The sequence below is a fragment of the Pseudomonas sp. AC169 genome (assembly GCF_979258515.1).
The window spans coordinates 5,034,433-5,049,332 of record NZ_OZ409866.1; the positions used below are offsets into that span (position 1 = coordinate 5,034,433).

Here is a 14,900-nt window from a genome sequence, read left to right on the forward strand (position 1 = left end):
CGAGACGCCAAGATGGCCAACTCAAATCTCTTCAACACGCAATCGAATCACCTGCCGGCCTGCGATACTTCGAATGCCTCTGGTGCCAGCGCTTATACCTACAGCCCGAAGCATCAACTGGCGCAATTGGCAGTGACCGGTTGCCTGAACCAGACCTTTTACGCCTGCGCAGAAAGTCAGCTGGATCAAGTGCTGAAGCTGGTGGCCGAGCTCGACAGTCGTTTCGTGGCGAAAACCGCGATCTACGCTCGCCAAAAGGGTCACATGAAAGACATGCCGGCATTGTTACTGGCGGCATTGACCGCTCAGCGTTCAAGTCTGGTGCCAGAGGTTTTCGAGCAAGTCATCGACAGCGGCAAGATGCTGCGTAACTTTGTACAGATCCTCCGTAGCGGTGCCACCGGGCGTAAATCCCTTGGCTCGCAACCCAAGCGTCTGGTGCAGAACTGGCTGAACAGCGCGACCGAGCGGCAACTGCTGCAAGCGTCGATCGGCAATCAACCGTCGTTGTCGGACGTGGTGAAGATGGTTCACCCCAAACCTGCCGAAGCGTGGCGCGAAGCGTTTTTCGCTTGGCTGATTGGTAAACCGGTGGAGGCGAAGGCCTTGCCGGAGTTGACTCGCGATTTGCTGGCGTTTCGCAGCGGCGCGAGTGATGAAGTGCCGGCGGTGCCGTTTCAGTTGCTCGGCAACGAAACACTGAGCAAGGAGCAATGGGCCGATCAAGCCCGCAACATGGGCTGGCAGGGACTGCGCATCAACCTCAACACATTGGCGCGCCATGGCGCGTTTGAAGTACCGGGTTGCATCGAATATGTCGCGGCGCGGTTGGCCGATCCGCAGGAAGTGGCGAAGGCGCGGGTGTATCCGTATCAGTTGTTGTCGGCTTACCGGATGATGGGCGAAAACACCCCGGCAGCGATCCGCGAAGCCTTGCAGGATGCACTGGAGTTGTCGCTGAGCAACGTGCCCAAGCTTGAGGGTGCGGTGGTGGTTTGCCCGGATGTATCGGGTTCGATGGGCAGTCCTGTGACCGGTTATCGCTCTGGCGCGACCTCGCAGGTGCGCTGCATCGACGTGGCGGCGCTGGTGGCCGCAGCGGTCTTGCGTAAGCAGCCGGCTGCGCGGGTCATGCCGTTCGAGATCAACGTGGTAGGTATCCAGCTCAACCCGCGTGACAGTGTGATCAGCAACGCCGAGAAGCTCGCCGGGATTTTCGGCGGCGGCACCAACTGCTCGGCACCGCTGAAAAGATTGGCGGACAGCCAGGCCAGGGTCGATACGTTGATCATGGTCTCGGACAACGAATCGTGGATCGATTCGCAACGTTACGGTGCCAGCGAAACGATGCGCCAATGGGAGCGGATCAAGAAGCTCAACCCACAGGCACGGCTGGTGTGCATCGACATCCAGCCAGGCCATGCAACACAGGCGGCGGATCGTGATGACATCTTGAATGTCGGCGGTTTCAGCGATGCGGTGTTCGATGTGATCGAGCAGTTCACCAGCGGCCAATACAGTGCGCAGCACTGGGTCGAGGCGATCGAAAGCGCGTCATGAATTGATTGATCACCGGTGCTGAATGCCGATGGGACTACATCCAAGACGTCTCATCAAGCCCTTGTCAGCGCCAGTGACGGCACGAATGCCTGATGGCTGTACATCCAAGGCCGGTTAAGTCCGGAGCGCGGCAACGCGCAACAGTCATCAACTTTTGTCGTGCCACCTTTTTTGCGGTTATTGGCAGCGAATGCGACAGGTACTACATCGGAAAGCGGGTTCGACTCCCGCCCCGGCAACGGGGGCTCAACTGGCAGAGCCACAGTGCCTGTGTTTTTGTCGCTGCGACTTACAGAACAACGCCGAATCATCGGCCAATGAATAAAGAATGAAGACATGAAAGAACACACTTACCAGCTGCTCGAAGTCGCCAACGGCAAACCGATCAAACTCTGGACCGAAGGCGTCCCGGTGGAAAAAGAGGCCCGCGAGCAGTTGATGAACACCGCGAAAATGCCGTTCATCTTCAAACATCTGGCGGTCATGCCGGACGTACACCTGGGCAAGGGTTCGACCATCGGCAGCGTGATCCCGACCGTCGGCGCGATCATTCCGGCAGCGGTTGGCGTCGACATCGGCTGCGGCATGATCGCCGCACGTACGTCGCTGACCGCCGCTGATTTGCCGGACAACCTGCTCGGTCTGCGCAGCGCCATCGAGCAAGCCGTGCCGCATGGCCGCAGTTCAAGCCATTCGCGACGCGACAAGGGCGCCTGGGATGAAATCCCGCAGCAAGCCGATCAAGCCTGGACGGGGCTGCAGCCACGGTTCAAGTTGATCACCGACAAGTACCCGAAACTGGCCAACACCAACAACCGTGGGCACCTCGGTACGCTCGGCAGCGGCAACCACTTCATCGAAGTGTGCCTGGACGAAGCCAACCGCGTCTGGTTCATGTTGCACAGTGGCTCGCGCGGTGTCGGCAACGCCATCGGCAACCTGTTTATCCAGATGGCTCAGGCGGATATGCGTCAGCACATCGCCAACCTGCCGGACCGTGACCTCGCCTACTTCGAAGAAGGCAGCCGGCACTTTGATGACTATGTGGAAGCGGTGGGTTGGGCGCAGGACTTCGCCAGACAGAACCGCGAACTGATGATGCGCGCGGTGATTCAGGCGACGCGACAGATTATTCGCAAGCCGTTTGAAGTGGCGCTGGAAGCGGTCAACTGCCACCACAACTACGTGCAGAAAGAGCGGCATTTTGGTGAGGAGGTGCTGGTTACCCGTAAAGGCGCGGTGTCGGCGAAGAAGGGCGAGTTGGGGATTATTCCAGGCTCGATGGGTGCCAAGAGTTTCATCGTTCGCGGTCTGGGCAACGAAGAGTCGTTCAGTTCCTGCAGCCACGGCGCCGGTCGCACCATGAGCCGCACCAAGGCGAAAAACATCTTCACCGTCGAAGATCAGATTCGCGCCACTGCCCATGTGGAGTGCCGTAAGGACGAAGCGGTGATCGACGAAATTCCGATGGCCTACAAGGACATCGACAAAGTCATGCACGCCCAGCGTGAGCTGGTGGAAGTGTTGCACACCTTGCGTCAGGTGGTGTGCGTCAAAGGATAAAAGGAAAGCAGGTCATGGAACTGGAAGAGCGTCATCCGCTGTGCGCCACGATGCGTGCGCGGGTACTGGAAGAGCTGGCGCGCATAGAACGTGAACGCAATGTCACCGTTTTGTATGCCTGTGAGTCCGGCAGCCGGGCCTGGGGTTTTGCCTCGACCGACAGCGATTACGACGTGCGGTTTGTTTACGTGGAGAAGCCCGAGTGGTTTGTCCAGGTCGATGCGCCACGTGATGTGATCGAACGTCCGCTGGACGATGAACTCGACGTCAGTGGCTGGGAACTGCGCAAGACCCTCGGGTTGTTGCGCAAATCCAATCCGACCTTGCTGGAGTGGCTCGACTCGCCGCTGGTTTATCGCAGTGAAACCGCTCAGGTAGCGCAACTGCGCGAACTCGCCGAAGCGTTCTACAGCCCGCCCGCCGCGCGCAATCACTATCTGTCGATGGCGAAGAAGAACTTTCGCGGTTACCTGCAAGGGGAAACCGTCCGTTTCAAGAAGTACTTCTACGTGCTGCGGCCACTGCTGGCGGTGCGCTGGATCGACCAGGGCCGAGGGCGGCCGCCGATGACGTTCGCCGACCTGCTGACCACCGTCGACGACCGCGCGCTGCTCGCGGAAGTCGACGAACTGCTGGCCCTCAAACGCAATGCCGACGAGAGCGCCTACGGGCCGCGTCGTCCGGCGCTGCACGGGTTCATCGCCGCCGAACTTGAGCGCGAAGTGCCGACATTACTCAGAACTTCGGAAGACTCGCGACGCCTGGATCGGTACCTCAGGGAAACCGTCGGGTTGTACGCGTAAGGAAAGCAATGAAACAGGAAGTGATAGAACTGGACGGTGCCATCGGTGGCGGCCAGGTGTTGCGCAGTGCCTTGAGCCTGTCGATGGTGACAGGCCGGGCGTTTCGCATTAAACAGATCCGCGCCAAACGCAGCCGTCCGGGATTGCTCAGGCAACATTTGACGGCGGTCATGGCGGCGGCCGAGGTCTGCGGCGCGACGGTTGCCGGTGCGCAGTTGGGCTCGCAAGCGTTGAGCTTTGAACCCGGCGCGATTCGCTCCGGCGATTACCAGTTCGCCATCGGCACGGCCGGCAGTTGCACGCTGGTGTTGCAGACCTTGTTGCCGGCACTCATGCGGGCACCGCAGGCGAGTCGGGTGCGCATCTCGGGTGGCACGCATAACCCGCTGGCGCCGCCGACCGATTTCCTCGTGCGCAGTTGGCTGCCGCTGTTGCGGCGGATGGGCGCCAACGTCGAGCTGGACTTGTTGCGACATGGGTTTGTCCCGGCAGGCGGTGGCGAGATTGAGGTGAACGTGCAGCCGTCGAATCTGACGCGGCTGGATCTGTGTGAACGCGGCGAGGCCATCTCGCAACAGGCATCGGCGCTCACCGCCGGGCTGGCGCCGACGGTGGCCGAACGTGAGCTGAGCCAGGTGGCCAAGCGCTTGAGTCTGCCGCCTGCGGCGCTGCAACATGTCACGCTCGATGCGGCGCGGGGCCCGGGCAATGTGTTGTTGCTGGAGTACGCATTCGAGCACGTCACCGAAGTGTTCAGCGCGTTTGGCCAAGTGTCGCTAAGGGCTGAAAAGGTCGCCGACGCCGCGATCAATCAGGCCGCCGACTGGTTGCGCAGTGGTGCTGCGGTGGCCGAGCATTTGGCCGATCAGTTGCTGTTGCCAATGGCGCTGGCCGGTGGCGGCTCGTTTACCACGCCGCGCATGACCGAGCATCTGCACAGCAATATCGCGGTGATCGAGGTGTTTTTGCCGGTTCGCATCGATTGTCGGGAAGAGGGTGCGGATCGATTGCGCGTTGAGGTCAGCGCCAACTGATCGTCAGGCCAGGGGCGGTGGGATTTCATCAGGAAATCCCACCGCCCTTTTTTACGTTCGTAAAAAAGTTCCGAAAGGCGGCAAATTGCTGGCCCCCGGATTTTTGCTTCCCCGGCAAAATCGCCTTTTTTCAAAAGGTTAGGTTGGCTCTATGCGGACGATTGTCATCACCGTTGCAACGCTTTCCCTGGCTGTTTTCGCGGTGGGAGTGCAGGCGAAAGAACTGAGCAAAAGCCATCGCTTTGCCTGCACCTGGGGCTCGGACATTGCTGCCGGTGCCCAGCAATCGAAGTTGTCGGGCGTCTCGCTGTACGGCGCACGCAAACAATTGCAGGTGCGCCGATTCCAGCAACCGTGGATGCGCATGACCGCGATGGGGATTACCGAGCAAACCTACAACAGCACGTCGAAGCTTAAGCCAGCGGCGGTCAAGCAGACCTATTACGAACAATGCGTGCGCCACGAATTGGCCCAGCGTTAATACAAAAAGCCCAACCTGAACAGGTTGGGCTTTTTCATGCCTGACGAAATCTCAGCGTCACTTTTCACTTTCGCAATTGACCATCCACGACACGCCAAAACGATCCACCAACATGCCGAAGCGTGCGGCCCAGAAGGTCGCTTCCAGCGGCATGTCGACGCGACCGTCCTTGGCCAGTGCGTTGAACACGCGCTCCGCTTCGGCGATGCTGTCGACGTTCAGCGAAATCGAGCAGCCGCTCATGCCTTGAGTCGGCCGATCGGGCGTGGTGTCCGAGGCCATGATCATTTGATCGCCGACTTTCAGGCAGGTGTGAATGATCAGGTGGTGGTGCTCTTTCGGCACGTGCTCGGCGGCGGGGGTTTCGCCGAACGTCATCATGGCCTCGAGTTTTCCCTGCAGGGCTTGCTCGTAAAAGGTAAACGCCTCGCGGCAATCACCGTTGAAGATCAGGTACGGGTCGATTCTCATGTCTCTGCTCCCGACAGTCAGGCGCGGAGCGTGGCGGGTGTTCGCCGGGTTCCGCGTTGGGCGGTTAAAACATAGCAGAGCATTGGACGCCGGAAAGGCCGAAGTCTTCCAGATGTTTTTGTTCTGAAAAGTGCGTCGACGATAACGCGGTCGTCGCGTGAAATTCCGTCGTGGCGCTGGAGTACCATAACGCACCGCCACCGCCTGCAGAGTGCAAAGCCCCATGCCTGATCTATCGCGTTTCACCTCTTTGTTCGATCAGGCGCAGCGAGCCTTGCGCCTGGTCTGGGGGACATCGCGTGGCTTGTTTCTGGGGCTGGTGTTGGCAACGTTGATTGCCGGTTTGCTGCCGGCACTGGCGGCATGGTTGGGGCAACGGATTGTCGATGCCGTGGTTGCAGCGATGCAGTTGCACGCGCAACACGGCAGTGCGCCGTTGTGGCCAGTGTTGCGTTATGTGTTGTTGGAGGCCGGAGTATTAGCGATGTTGTCCGGTACACAACGGGCACTGTCGGTGCAGCAGTCGTTGTTGCGGGTGCAACTGGGGCAGAAGGTCAATACGCTGATCCTGGAAAAAGCGCAGACCCTGTCACTGGTGCAGTTCGAGAACTCCGAGTTCTACGACAAACTGGTGCGTGTCCGTCGTGAGGCTTCGACCCGGCCGCTGGCGCTGGTCATGAAGTCGTTGGGATTGATTCAAAACCTGATCATGCTGATCAGCTTTGCTGTGCTGCTGGTGCATTTCTCCCCTTGGGCGCTGGTGCTGCTGGTGGTCGGTGCGTTGCCGGTGTTCTTTGCCGAGGCGCATTTTTCCGGTGACGCCTTTCGCCTGTTCACCCGCCGCGCGCCGGAGAGTCGACAGCAGAATTACATCGAAACCCTGCTGTCCCACGAGACCTATATCAAAGAGGTCAAGCTGTTTGGCTTTGCACCGTTGTTGCTACAACGCTACCGCGACACCTTCGCCAGGTTGTATGCCGAAGACCGCCGCCTGACGTTGCGGCGCGATGGCTGGGGTTTCGGCCTCGGTCTGCTCGGTACTGCGGCTTTTTACGTGGCCTATGCCTGGGTGGTGATCGATGCCGTGCATGGCCAGATCAGCCTCGGCCAGATGACCATGTATCTGGTGCTGTTCAAGCAAGGCCAAAGCGCCGTGAGCAGCAGTCTCAGTGCGATCAGTGGCCTGTACGAAGACGGCCTCTACCTGACGAGTCTCTATGAGTATCTGGCCGAACCGGTGCAGTTGGATACCGGACACCTGACCGTTGGCGTGTGCCCGGGCGATGGTTTGCGATTCGAAAACGTCGGCTTCCGTTATCCCGGTGCCAGTCGGCCAGCACTGGAAAACATTGATCTGCAACTGGTGCCAGGCCAGAGCATGGCGCTGGTCGGGGAGAACGGTTCTGGCAAGACCACACTGATCAAGTTACTGACCCGGCTCTACCGCCCTGATCAAGGGCGCATCCTGCTCGACGGCAGCGATTTGCAGGATTGGCAGGAGACCGCGTTACGGCGGCGGATTGGCGTGATTTTTCAGGACTATATTCGCTACCAGTTCACCGTTGGAGAAAACATCGGCGTCGGCGATACCCTGGCGTTCAACGACGCGCAGCGTTGGCAGAAGGCGGCAGCTCAAGGCATGGCTGCACCCTTCATCGAAGGGCTGGACAAGGGTTATGCCACGCAATTGGGACGCTGGTTTGCCGGTGGCCAGGAGTTGTCTGGCGGGCAGTGGCAGAAGATTGCCTTGTCCCGCGCGTATATGCGCCGTGAAGCCGACATTCTGATCCTCGATGAGCCGACTTCCGCCCTTGATCCGGCGGCCGAAGCGGCAGTGTTCGAGCATTTCAGCCAGCACAGCGAAGGTCGCATGACGTTGCTGATTTCCCATCGATTTTCCAGCGTGCGCAATGCCGACCACATCATCGTGCTGCAACAAGGCCGGATTCTGGAGCAGGGCGGCCACGATCAATTGATCGCCGCTGCCGGGCATTACGCGCAACTGTTCGATTTGCAGGCTCGCGGCTACCGTTAAGTATCCCGCCCGCTGCGCACGGTTGTCGGCCCGGCCACCCGAGGGACGGGCTTGCTCTGCATCAGGCCGTCGAGCGCTTTGCGGTAATTCTGCCCGCCGAGCGCCATGCTGTTGTTGTGCGTCGCGCCCGGCACCAACAGTAGACGCTTGGGTTGTTGCGCGGCGTTGAACAGTTGCTCGCTGAAGCGCGGCGGCACGAAAGCGTCAGCCAGACCGTGCACCACCAGCAGTGGCATGTGAATGTCGGCGATCTTGTCGATCGAATCGAATTTCTGCGAGAGCAGCCAGCGCACCGGCAGCGAAGTGTTGGCCACGGAGGCGGCGACATCGGCCAGCGTGGTGAAAGTGGACTCGATCACTAGTCCGCGAACCGGTAACGCGGAATGATCCCGAGCGGCGGTTTGCCCAAGTTCTGCGGCCAGATCGATGGCCACAGCGCCACCGAGGGAGTGCCCATAGATCAGGCGTTTGGCCGGATCCGGTTGCAGCAGTTTGAAACGTTCCCACGCCACTCGCGCATCTTCGTAAACACTGCTTTCCGACGGCAGATCACCGTGACTCTTGCCGAAACCGCGATAGTCGATGGCCAACACTGAATAACCCGCCGCGCGCAATTGTTCGATGCGGAACAACTGCCCGGTCAGATTCCAGCGCACCCCATGCAAATAAAGAATGGCCGGCGCATTGGCCTTTTCCGCCGGCCACCACCAGGCATGGATGTTTTCCCCGGCCTTGAAGCTTTTCGGTTGCAGGTCGAGTTCCTGCACGCTGCCAGGCAAGCCGTGATACCAGCCAGCGGTGCCCGGTTCGATGCGAAACAGCAGTTTGCGTTCGGTGTGTTCCAGCACACCACAACTCGCCGGCACGCCGATAATCAGCGCGGCCATGCAGGCAAACGCCAAACGGCGGCGGCGCAGACGCGTCATGAAGGACAGCAACATTAAACGTTTCACCCAAGCGCAGACAAAGAAGGCTTTTTACCAGATGCCTCGGCCTGCGCGTGAGATTTTCGACCACCGCCCCGGCACAACGATTACCAAATGCTGCGAAGACTCACACGACCTGCAGCACAATCTTGCCGATATGGTCGCCAGCTTCCATGTGCGCGTGGGCCTGAGCGGCTTCGGCGAGTGGATAGACCTTGTCGATCATCGGCAGGCAGCGCCCGGCAGCCAGCGCCGGCCATACGTGCTCGCGCAGTTGATCGGCGATCGCGGCTTTTTCGGCTGCGGTACGGGCGCGCAACAGCGAGCCGGTAATCACCGCACGTTTGGCCATCATCGCCAGCAGATCAAAGTCATTGGCCCGCGCGCCGCCGAGGAAGCCGAGCATGACCAGGCGACCGTCCATCGCCAGGGCGCTGACGTTACCGTTGAGGTACGAGCCGCCCATGATGTCGAGGATCACATTCACGCCTTGGCCGGCGGTTTTATCGGCGATCACCTCAGCGAAATCCTCATCGCGATAATTGATCGCTTGACCACCCAGTTCGCGAATCGCTGCGCATTTGTCCGGGCTGCCGGCGGTGGCAAATGCTTCTATACCGAATTCGCGGCAAAGCATCAGTGCGGTAGTTCCGATGCCGCTGGTGCCACCGTGAATCAATGCGCGTTGACCACGGCTGGCGCCGCCGAGGCCGAACAGGTTGGCCCACACGGTGAAGAAGGTTTCCGGGATTGCGGCGGCGTGCACCCAGTCCAGGCCTTGTGGAATTGGCAGGGTCTGGCCGGCCGGGACTGCGCAGTATTCGGCATAACCGCCGCCGTTGGTCAGCGCGCAGACTTTGTCACCCACGCTGAACTGATTGACACCGGCCCCGAGAGCCACGATTTCACCGGCGACCTCGAGTCCGGGAATCGGGTTCATGCCGGGTTTCATCGGGTATTTGCCGGCCCGCTGCAAGGCGTCCGGCCGGTTGATTCCGGCGGCGTGTACGCGGATCAACACTTCGCCTTCTGCGACAGTTGGAAGTGGCACGCGTTTCGGTTGCAGGACGTCGGGGCCACCGGGTTCGGTGATTTCGATTCGGGTCATTTCGTTGGGCAGGGACATATCGATTCCTGTTGGCATAAGTTCTGTAGATGGGAGCGTGATTCGTGAGCAATGATTCCCTTCAATTTGCACAGCAGCGCGGCTCAATAGGGGCCGGCAGCCATTTCATCGCTTGCTCCAGCAGCAGCGCCACGACAATCGCGCCAGCGGCAATGACGAACAACAACGCGTGATGACCACCGCTGGCATTGAACAGCGCCGAATAGGCAAATCCAGCCAGCGCCTGAAAGGTGGCGAATGACACCGTGGCGCGGCTCCAGGCAATTTGCTGGCGATGATGCTCCGGCACCAGTTCATGCACCCGCGCCAGCGCCAGCGGCACAATGCCGGGCGGAAATGAACCGAGAATCACCGCCAGCAACGCCAGCGCCAGAAACGAGTGAGTCAGCGCCAGCAACCCAAGGGCAACCGCTTGCACCACCAGCACCAGGCGAATGCCTGACCGCGCGCCAAGGTGATCGGCGAGGAAGCCATAACTCACCGGGCCGACAATCGCGCCCAAGCCATACATCACCCAGATCAACGCGCCGATGTGCGCCCCGGCACCGAGCCCACGCGCCACGTAATCCACCAGAAACACCATGGCGGGCACCAGGCCGGCGGCCATAAAGGCGTATTGAGCGAACAGCAAGTACACACCGCGCGGTGTCGGTTCTGTGGATACGGTTTCCAGCGAAACCACCGGGTGTGCGAAATCAGACGGCCAGCCAAACCAGCTCAGCGCCGTCAGCAACAAAGCCAAAGCCCCCAGGCCCAGCCACGTCGCCTGTAAACCAAGGCTCAACAGCGGCGGCACCAGCGTCCCGGAACCGGCAATGCCGAGACCGATGCCCAGAAAAATCGCGCCACTGGCCAGCCCTTTACGCGCCGCCGGGACATGCGGCAGTACTGTCGCGGCCACTAGAACCATGATCGCGCCGCCAGCAATCCCGGACAGCAGCCGCCAGCCGAAGAACCAGCTCACCGACAACGGAAATGCGCAGGCAAAAAAAGCCGCCGTGACCACCAGCATCATCAGCCGCAAGGCATTTCTATTGCCGAGCTGGCTTGCTGCCGGGCGGCCGAGCAGGGCGCCGATCAGGTAGCCCACCAGATTGGCCGCACCGAGGTAGACCACATCATTGGCGCTGAACCACTGCGCCTCAATCAGCGAAGGGATCAACGGGGTGTAAGCGAAACGCGCCAGTCCGATGCTGACCAGGCTGGCGCAGAGGCCGGCGAAGATCGGCAGCCAGATACCGGTGGAGGTTGAAGTGCGCATGATAGCGATCTCGCGGGAGGTTTATGGCGTTCAGCATATCGGTTATCGTTGCTGCGTTAATGCAGCGAATTGGCGGCACTATGATGCGAATTTGCATCGCACGGAGACAGCATGAATTGGGATGACGCACGGGTATTTCTGGCCGTCTGCCGCGAGTCGACACTGCGTGGCGCAGCGCGGGTTTTAGGAGTGGATCAGGCGACCGTCGGACGGCGCATCGCGGCGCTGGAAAAATCTTTGGGCGCGACGTTGTTTTTGCGCACCTCCGACGGCTACGCGTTGACGGCCGTCGGCGAAGCAGCGCTCAAAAGCGTGGAGAAAATGGAGCATTCGGCGTTGGAGCTGGAGCGGCAGATTCAAGGTCTGGACGATCGCCTGACTGGCACGGTGCGCGTCAGTACTACCGATTCGCTGGCCATCGACTTTCTGATTCCGGCCATTGCCCGCTTGCACGCGCAGCACCCGGACGTGCGAGTGCAACTGGATGCGTCCACGCAGATTCTCAGTCTGGCCAAGCGCGAAGCGGACATCGCCGTGCGCAACACTCGGCCGGACAATCCGGACCTGATCGCCCGGCGCATTGCCCGTTGGCCGGTGGGGCTGTTTGCTTCTCAAGCCTATATAGATGCCAATGGCGTGCCGCAGCCGGGCACGGCGTTTGAAGGGCATGATCTAGTGGTCTATCAACCGTATCTGCAAGGCAAAAAAGACCTGACGCTGGTGTCTGAGCCGTTGAGTCGCGGTCGGATCGTCGCCAGCCTCAGTTCCAGTTTGCTCGTGCGCCGGTCAATTGCGGCAGGGTTGGGTGTAGGAGAAATCCCGGTGTACATGGGCGAGCGCGATGGCTTGATCAGGCTCTGGCCGGAGCGCACGACGCCGCTCCCGTATGAGGTATGGCTGGTAACCCACGCAGACCTGCGCCATACCGCGCGGGTGAGGGCGGTGATTGAGCAGATTGTCGACGTGTTCGCGTCGGAGAATGAGTAGGTAGACGCTGTTTTGGCAGGGCTACAACTTCTGACGAAACGGCCTACATCAGAGGCAGAATCTCCCGGCTTGTCGGCATTCTGGATGCGGCCTATTGTTTTCGTCAGCTCGGTGAGGGACGTCAGGCTTTCACTGATGTTAATACCAGGGACGGTAGGGTCAGAGCCAGGAAGGTGTCGAGTTGAAAACCACGGAATTCAGTCAAAATCCAGTCAGTGATCTGTCGAGTAAAAGTCGGAATGCTAAAGCCATGAACGCTATAGGTCGTGAAGAGTTCAACGCCAGGATCGAAACCATCGAGGCCAGGATGGACGCTCGGGTCGAGGGTGTGTCGGCGAGGATCGATGCTTACCTGTTGACTCAGGCTGAGCGAGACAAGACTCAAATGGAGAGGGATAAACGATACGATCTGATGTGGGACGGTGTACAACGGATCGCCGAAGAATCAAAAGAAGCCATCAAACATGCCTCGACAATAAAGGCGCATTACTGGGCGACGACAGCCGTCCATTTTCTCGGAATGATCACCGTCGTCGTGGGGGCGCACTTCGCCAATCAGGCAGCGGTGTTAACCACCTTGCAGACGACACTCGCGGCGATCCAGGTAGGTAAAGATATAGGCGCACCAAGACCTGCTTCGCAACAAGCGCCCGAATCAGCACAATAGAAAACGGCCTTCAAGGAAGGCCGTTTTTGGTGAGCATTGAAACACCGCGTCATGGCATCTCTGGCAACTCCTGCGGCCGCAAGTCGAACACCAGCACCTCGGCATCGACCCCGTTGCTCAAGGTCAGCAATTGTTCCTCGCGAACCCGCACGCCGTCACCTTCCTGCAATGGTTGGCCATTGAGTTCAACACTGCCGCGTGCAACGTGCACATAGGCGTAGCGGTTGGCCGGCAATTTCAGCGTGGCGCTTTCCTTGCCGTCGAACAGCCCTGCGTACACCCGTGCGTCCTGCCGCACTTTCAGCGAGCCGTCGTGGCCGTCCGGCGAAATGATTAACTGCAGACGACCGCGTTTTTTCTGTGCGGTGAAATGCTCCTGTTGATAGCGCGGTTTGGCACCGGCAACCTCCGGCACAATCCAGATCTGCAGAAAATGCACCGGTTTTGTTGCCGAATGGTTGAACTCGCTGTGCGCCACGCCGCTGCCGGCGCTCATCAATTGCACGTCACCCGGGCGGATGACCGAGCCGGTGCCCAGCGTGTCCTTGTGTTCCAGCGCACCTTCCAGCACGTAGGAAAAGATCTCCATGTCGCGATGCGGGTGCTGGCCAAAGCCTTTACCGGCGGCAACGCGGTCATCGTTGATCACCAGCAGGTCGGAAAAGCCCTGTTCGCGAGGGTCACGATAGCTGGCGAAAGAAAAGGTGTGAAAGGACTTCAACCAGCCATGATTGGCGAGGCCACGATCGGAGGCTTTGCGAAGAGTCAGCATGATGAAATCTCCTTGCGGGACGTGAATTCGTCCGAGTGAGGAGAAGGTTACTATTTACTGGGTTGCGCAATAAGTAGATGAAAATTGAAAGACTGTCCTGATCAGGTTGACAGTTATGCGATACCCTTCACACAAACTCTTGCGCCCGCGATGTATGACTTGACCATAATGTCGGGCCTGTCTCATGTTTCTTTGATTGAAGTGATGTCCTCCCATGAAAACCGTGGCAATGGTGCTGTTCCCCGACTTTCTCCTGCTAGACATGGCCGGGCCATTGGAAGTTTTTTCGGTTGCCAATCGCTTCCTGAAACCCGATGCGCATTATCAATTGATCACGCTTGGCACCGAGCGTGGCCCACTTCGGGCGTCCAATGGTGTGTTGGTGCATGCCGACCAAACTATCGACGACAACACCGAACATTATGATCTGCTGTTGGTACCGGGCGGTCCCGGTGCCTACAACCAACAATTTCCGTCGCTGTTTGCCTGGCTCAAAGGCGCTGTTCAGCGTGTCGACTATTACGGTTCGATCTGCACTGGCGCGTTTGTACTGGGTCATGCCGGATTACTTGATGGTTACCGTGTGACCACCCATTGGAACTACACCGAGCGCCTGATCAAGGGATTTCCGAGGGCCCAGGTCACGACCGATCAGATCTATGTCGAGGATCGCAACCTGATCACCTCGGGTGGCGTCACGGCCGGCATCGATATGGCGCTGGCGGTGATCGCCCGTGATCACGGGAAGAAACTCGCCCAGGATGTTGCGAAAGTCCTGCTGGTGGTGATGAAACGGCAGGGCGGGCAGGCGCAGTTCAGTCCGCTGATGGCTGCCGTGGCACCGCAGGAAACACCGATCACCCGCGCCCAGAGTTACGTGCTGGAACACCTCGACGAAGCCTTTACGGTCGAGCGCATGGCGGCCATTGCCAATATGAGTGCGCGGCACTTCGCGCGAGTGTTCACCCGCGACATCAACATGACGCCGATGGAGTTTCTGCAAAGTGCGCGCATCGACTGCGCGCGAAACCTGCTGGAAACCAGCGATCTGCCGCTTAAAACCGTGGCTTACAAAAGTGGTTTCGGCAGTGTGCGGCACATGCGTTCGCTGTTCGCTGAAAAGCTTGGTCTGACCCCCGTGCAATACCGTGAACAGTTCAGTTAGAGCGGTTGTGTCCGTCTGGCGCACTCGTATGTCCGTGCTGCGCCCCGTG

14 protein-coding genes are annotated in these 14,900 nt (G+C 59.5%); 9 read left to right on the top strand and 5 right to left on the bottom strand.

The window, feature by feature from the left end:
- Positions 1-12 precede the first annotated feature (12 nt).
- From ACZZ0G_RS22510 to ACZZ0G_RS22530, 5 genes are all read left to right on the top strand, one after another.
- Positions 13-1,560, top strand: a complete 1,548-nt coding sequence (locus ACZZ0G_RS22510; protein WP_463557563.1) for an RNA-binding protein — start codon at positions 13-15, stop codon at positions 1,558-1,560.
- A 336-nt stretch (positions 1,561-1,896) separates the two neighbouring features.
- Positions 1,897-3,123, top strand: coding sequence for an RtcB family protein (locus tag ACZZ0G_RS22515; protein ID WP_463557564.1), 1,227 nt, complete (start codon positions 1,897-1,899; stop codon positions 3,121-3,123).
- Between the two features lie 14 nt (positions 3,124-3,137).
- The gene (locus ACZZ0G_RS22520) at positions 3,138-3,926 is read left to right on the top strand and encodes a nucleotidyltransferase domain-containing protein (protein ID WP_463557565.1); all 789 of its coding nucleotides are present in this window, start codon (positions 3,138-3,140) and stop codon (positions 3,924-3,926) included.
- An 8-nt stretch (positions 3,927-3,934) separates the two neighbouring features.
- Positions 3,935-4,960: an RNA 3'-terminal phosphate cyclase gene (gene rtcA / locus ACZZ0G_RS22525; protein WP_463557566.1), complete on the top strand. Its 1,026-nt coding sequence runs from the start codon at positions 3,935-3,937 to the stop codon at positions 4,958-4,960.
- Positions 4,961-5,111: 151 nt separating this feature from the next.
- A complete protein-coding gene (locus ACZZ0G_RS22530; RefSeq protein ID WP_016987808.1) occupies positions 5,112-5,441 on the top strand; it encodes a hypothetical protein in 330 nt (109 codons plus the stop codon).
- Positions 5,442-5,498: 57 nt separating this feature from the next.
- On the opposite strand, the gene ACZZ0G_RS22535 is transcribed toward ACZZ0G_RS22530, so the two are convergent.
- On the bottom strand, positions 5,499-5,912 hold the full coding sequence (locus tag ACZZ0G_RS22535; protein WP_463557567.1) for a VOC family protein: 414 nt from the start codon (positions 5,910-5,912) through the stop codon (positions 5,499-5,501).
- 223 nt (positions 5,913-6,135) lie between these two features.
- On the opposite strand from ACZZ0G_RS22535, the gene ACZZ0G_RS22540 reads away from it, so the two are divergent.
- A complete protein-coding gene (locus ACZZ0G_RS22540) occupies positions 6,136-7,947 on the top strand; it encodes an ABC transporter ATP-binding protein (protein WP_463557568.1) in 1,812 nt (603 codons plus the stop codon).
- Here ACZZ0G_RS22540 and ACZZ0G_RS22545 read toward each other — a convergent pair.
- From ACZZ0G_RS22545 to ACZZ0G_RS22555, 3 genes are all read right to left on the bottom strand, one after another.
- Positions 7,944-8,888, bottom strand: a complete 945-nt coding sequence (locus ACZZ0G_RS22545) for an alpha/beta hydrolase (RefSeq protein WP_463557569.1) — start codon at positions 8,886-8,888, stop codon at positions 7,944-7,946. The genes ACZZ0G_RS22540 and ACZZ0G_RS22545 overlap by 4 nt on opposite strands.
- A gap of 112 nt (positions 8,889-9,000) precedes the next feature.
- The gene (locus tag ACZZ0G_RS22550) at positions 9,001-9,999 is read right to left on the bottom strand and encodes an NAD(P)H-quinone oxidoreductase (protein ID WP_463557570.1); all 999 of its coding nucleotides are present in this window, start codon (positions 9,997-9,999) and stop codon (positions 9,001-9,003) included.
- A gap of 61 nt (positions 10,000-10,060) precedes the next feature.
- On the bottom strand, positions 10,061-11,260 hold the full coding sequence (locus ACZZ0G_RS22555; protein WP_463557571.1) for a YbfB/YjiJ family MFS transporter: 1,200 nt from the start codon (positions 11,258-11,260) through the stop codon (positions 10,061-10,063).
- A gap of 111 nt (positions 11,261-11,371) precedes the next feature.
- Between ACZZ0G_RS22555 and ACZZ0G_RS22560 the strand changes: the two genes are divergently transcribed.
- Together ACZZ0G_RS22560 and ACZZ0G_RS22565 are read left to right on the top strand one after the other, a co-directional pair.
- Complete coding sequence (locus tag ACZZ0G_RS22560; RefSeq protein WP_463557572.1) at positions 11,372-12,247, top strand: LysR family transcriptional regulator; 876 nt, start codon at positions 11,372-11,374, stop codon at positions 12,245-12,247.
- A 181-nt stretch (positions 12,248-12,428) separates the two neighbouring features.
- On the top strand, positions 12,429-12,914 hold the full coding sequence (locus ACZZ0G_RS22565) for a hypothetical protein (RefSeq protein WP_463557573.1): 486 nt from the start codon (positions 12,429-12,431) through the stop codon (positions 12,912-12,914).
- 49 nt (positions 12,915-12,963) lie between these two features.
- Here the strand turns inward: ACZZ0G_RS22565 and ACZZ0G_RS22570 are convergent, their stop codons facing one another.
- Complete coding sequence (locus ACZZ0G_RS22570; protein WP_463557574.1) at positions 12,964-13,686, bottom strand: pirin family protein; 723 nt, start codon at positions 13,684-13,686, stop codon at positions 12,964-12,966.
- Between the two features lie 214 nt (positions 13,687-13,900).
- On the opposite strand from ACZZ0G_RS22570, the gene ACZZ0G_RS22575 reads away from it, so the two are divergent.
- Positions 13,901-14,851 carry a GlxA family transcriptional regulator gene (locus ACZZ0G_RS22575; RefSeq protein WP_463557575.1) on the top strand — a complete coding sequence of 317 codons (951 nt, stop codon included), beginning with the start codon at positions 13,901-13,903 and terminating at the stop codon, positions 14,849-14,851.
- Positions 14,852-14,900 lie beyond the last annotated feature (49 nt).

Excerpts from the sequence above, each read along its gene's own strand:
- ACZZ0G_RS22510 (WP_463557563.1), top strand. The coding sequence starts at position 13 with ATGGCCAACTCAAATCTCTTCAACACGCAATCGAATCACCTGCCGGCC.
- ACZZ0G_RS22515 (WP_463557564.1), top strand. The coding sequence starts at position 1,897 with ATGAAAGAACACACTTACCAGCTGCTCGAAGTCGCCAACGGCAAACCG.
- ACZZ0G_RS22520 (WP_463557565.1), top strand. The coding sequence starts at position 3,138 with ATGGAACTGGAAGAGCGTCATCCGCTGTGCGCCACGATGCGTGCGCGG.
- rtcA (WP_463557566.1), top strand. The coding sequence starts at position 3,935 with ATGAAACAGGAAGTGATAGAACTGGACGGTGCCATCGGTGGCGGCCAG.
- ACZZ0G_RS22530 (WP_016987808.1), top strand. The coding sequence starts at position 5,112 with ATGCGGACGATTGTCATCACCGTTGCAACGCTTTCCCTGGCTGTTTTC.
- ACZZ0G_RS22535 (WP_463557567.1), bottom strand. The coding sequence starts at position 5,912 with ATGAGAATCGACCCGTACCTGATCTTCAACGGTGATTGCCGCGAGGCG.
- ACZZ0G_RS22540 (WP_463557568.1), top strand. The coding sequence starts at position 6,136 with ATGCCTGATCTATCGCGTTTCACCTCTTTGTTCGATCAGGCGCAGCGA.
- ACZZ0G_RS22545 (WP_463557569.1), bottom strand. The coding sequence starts at position 8,888 with ATGTTGCTGTCCTTCATGACGCGTCTGCGCCGCCGCCGTTTGGCGTTT.
- ACZZ0G_RS22550 (WP_463557570.1), bottom strand. The coding sequence starts at position 9,999 with ATGTCCCTGCCCAACGAAATGACCCGAATCGAAATCACCGAACCCGGT.
- ACZZ0G_RS22555 (WP_463557571.1), bottom strand. The coding sequence starts at position 11,260 with ATGCGCACTTCAACCTCCACCGGTATCTGGCTGCCGATCTTCGCCGGC.
- ACZZ0G_RS22560 (WP_463557572.1), top strand. The coding sequence starts at position 11,372 with ATGAATTGGGATGACGCACGGGTATTTCTGGCCGTCTGCCGCGAGTCG.
- ACZZ0G_RS22570 (WP_463557574.1), bottom strand. The coding sequence starts at position 13,686 with ATGCTGACTCTTCGCAAAGCCTCCGATCGTGGCCTCGCCAATCATGGC.
- ACZZ0G_RS22575 (WP_463557575.1), top strand. The coding sequence starts at position 13,901 with ATGAAAACCGTGGCAATGGTGCTGTTCCCCGACTTTCTCCTGCTAGAC.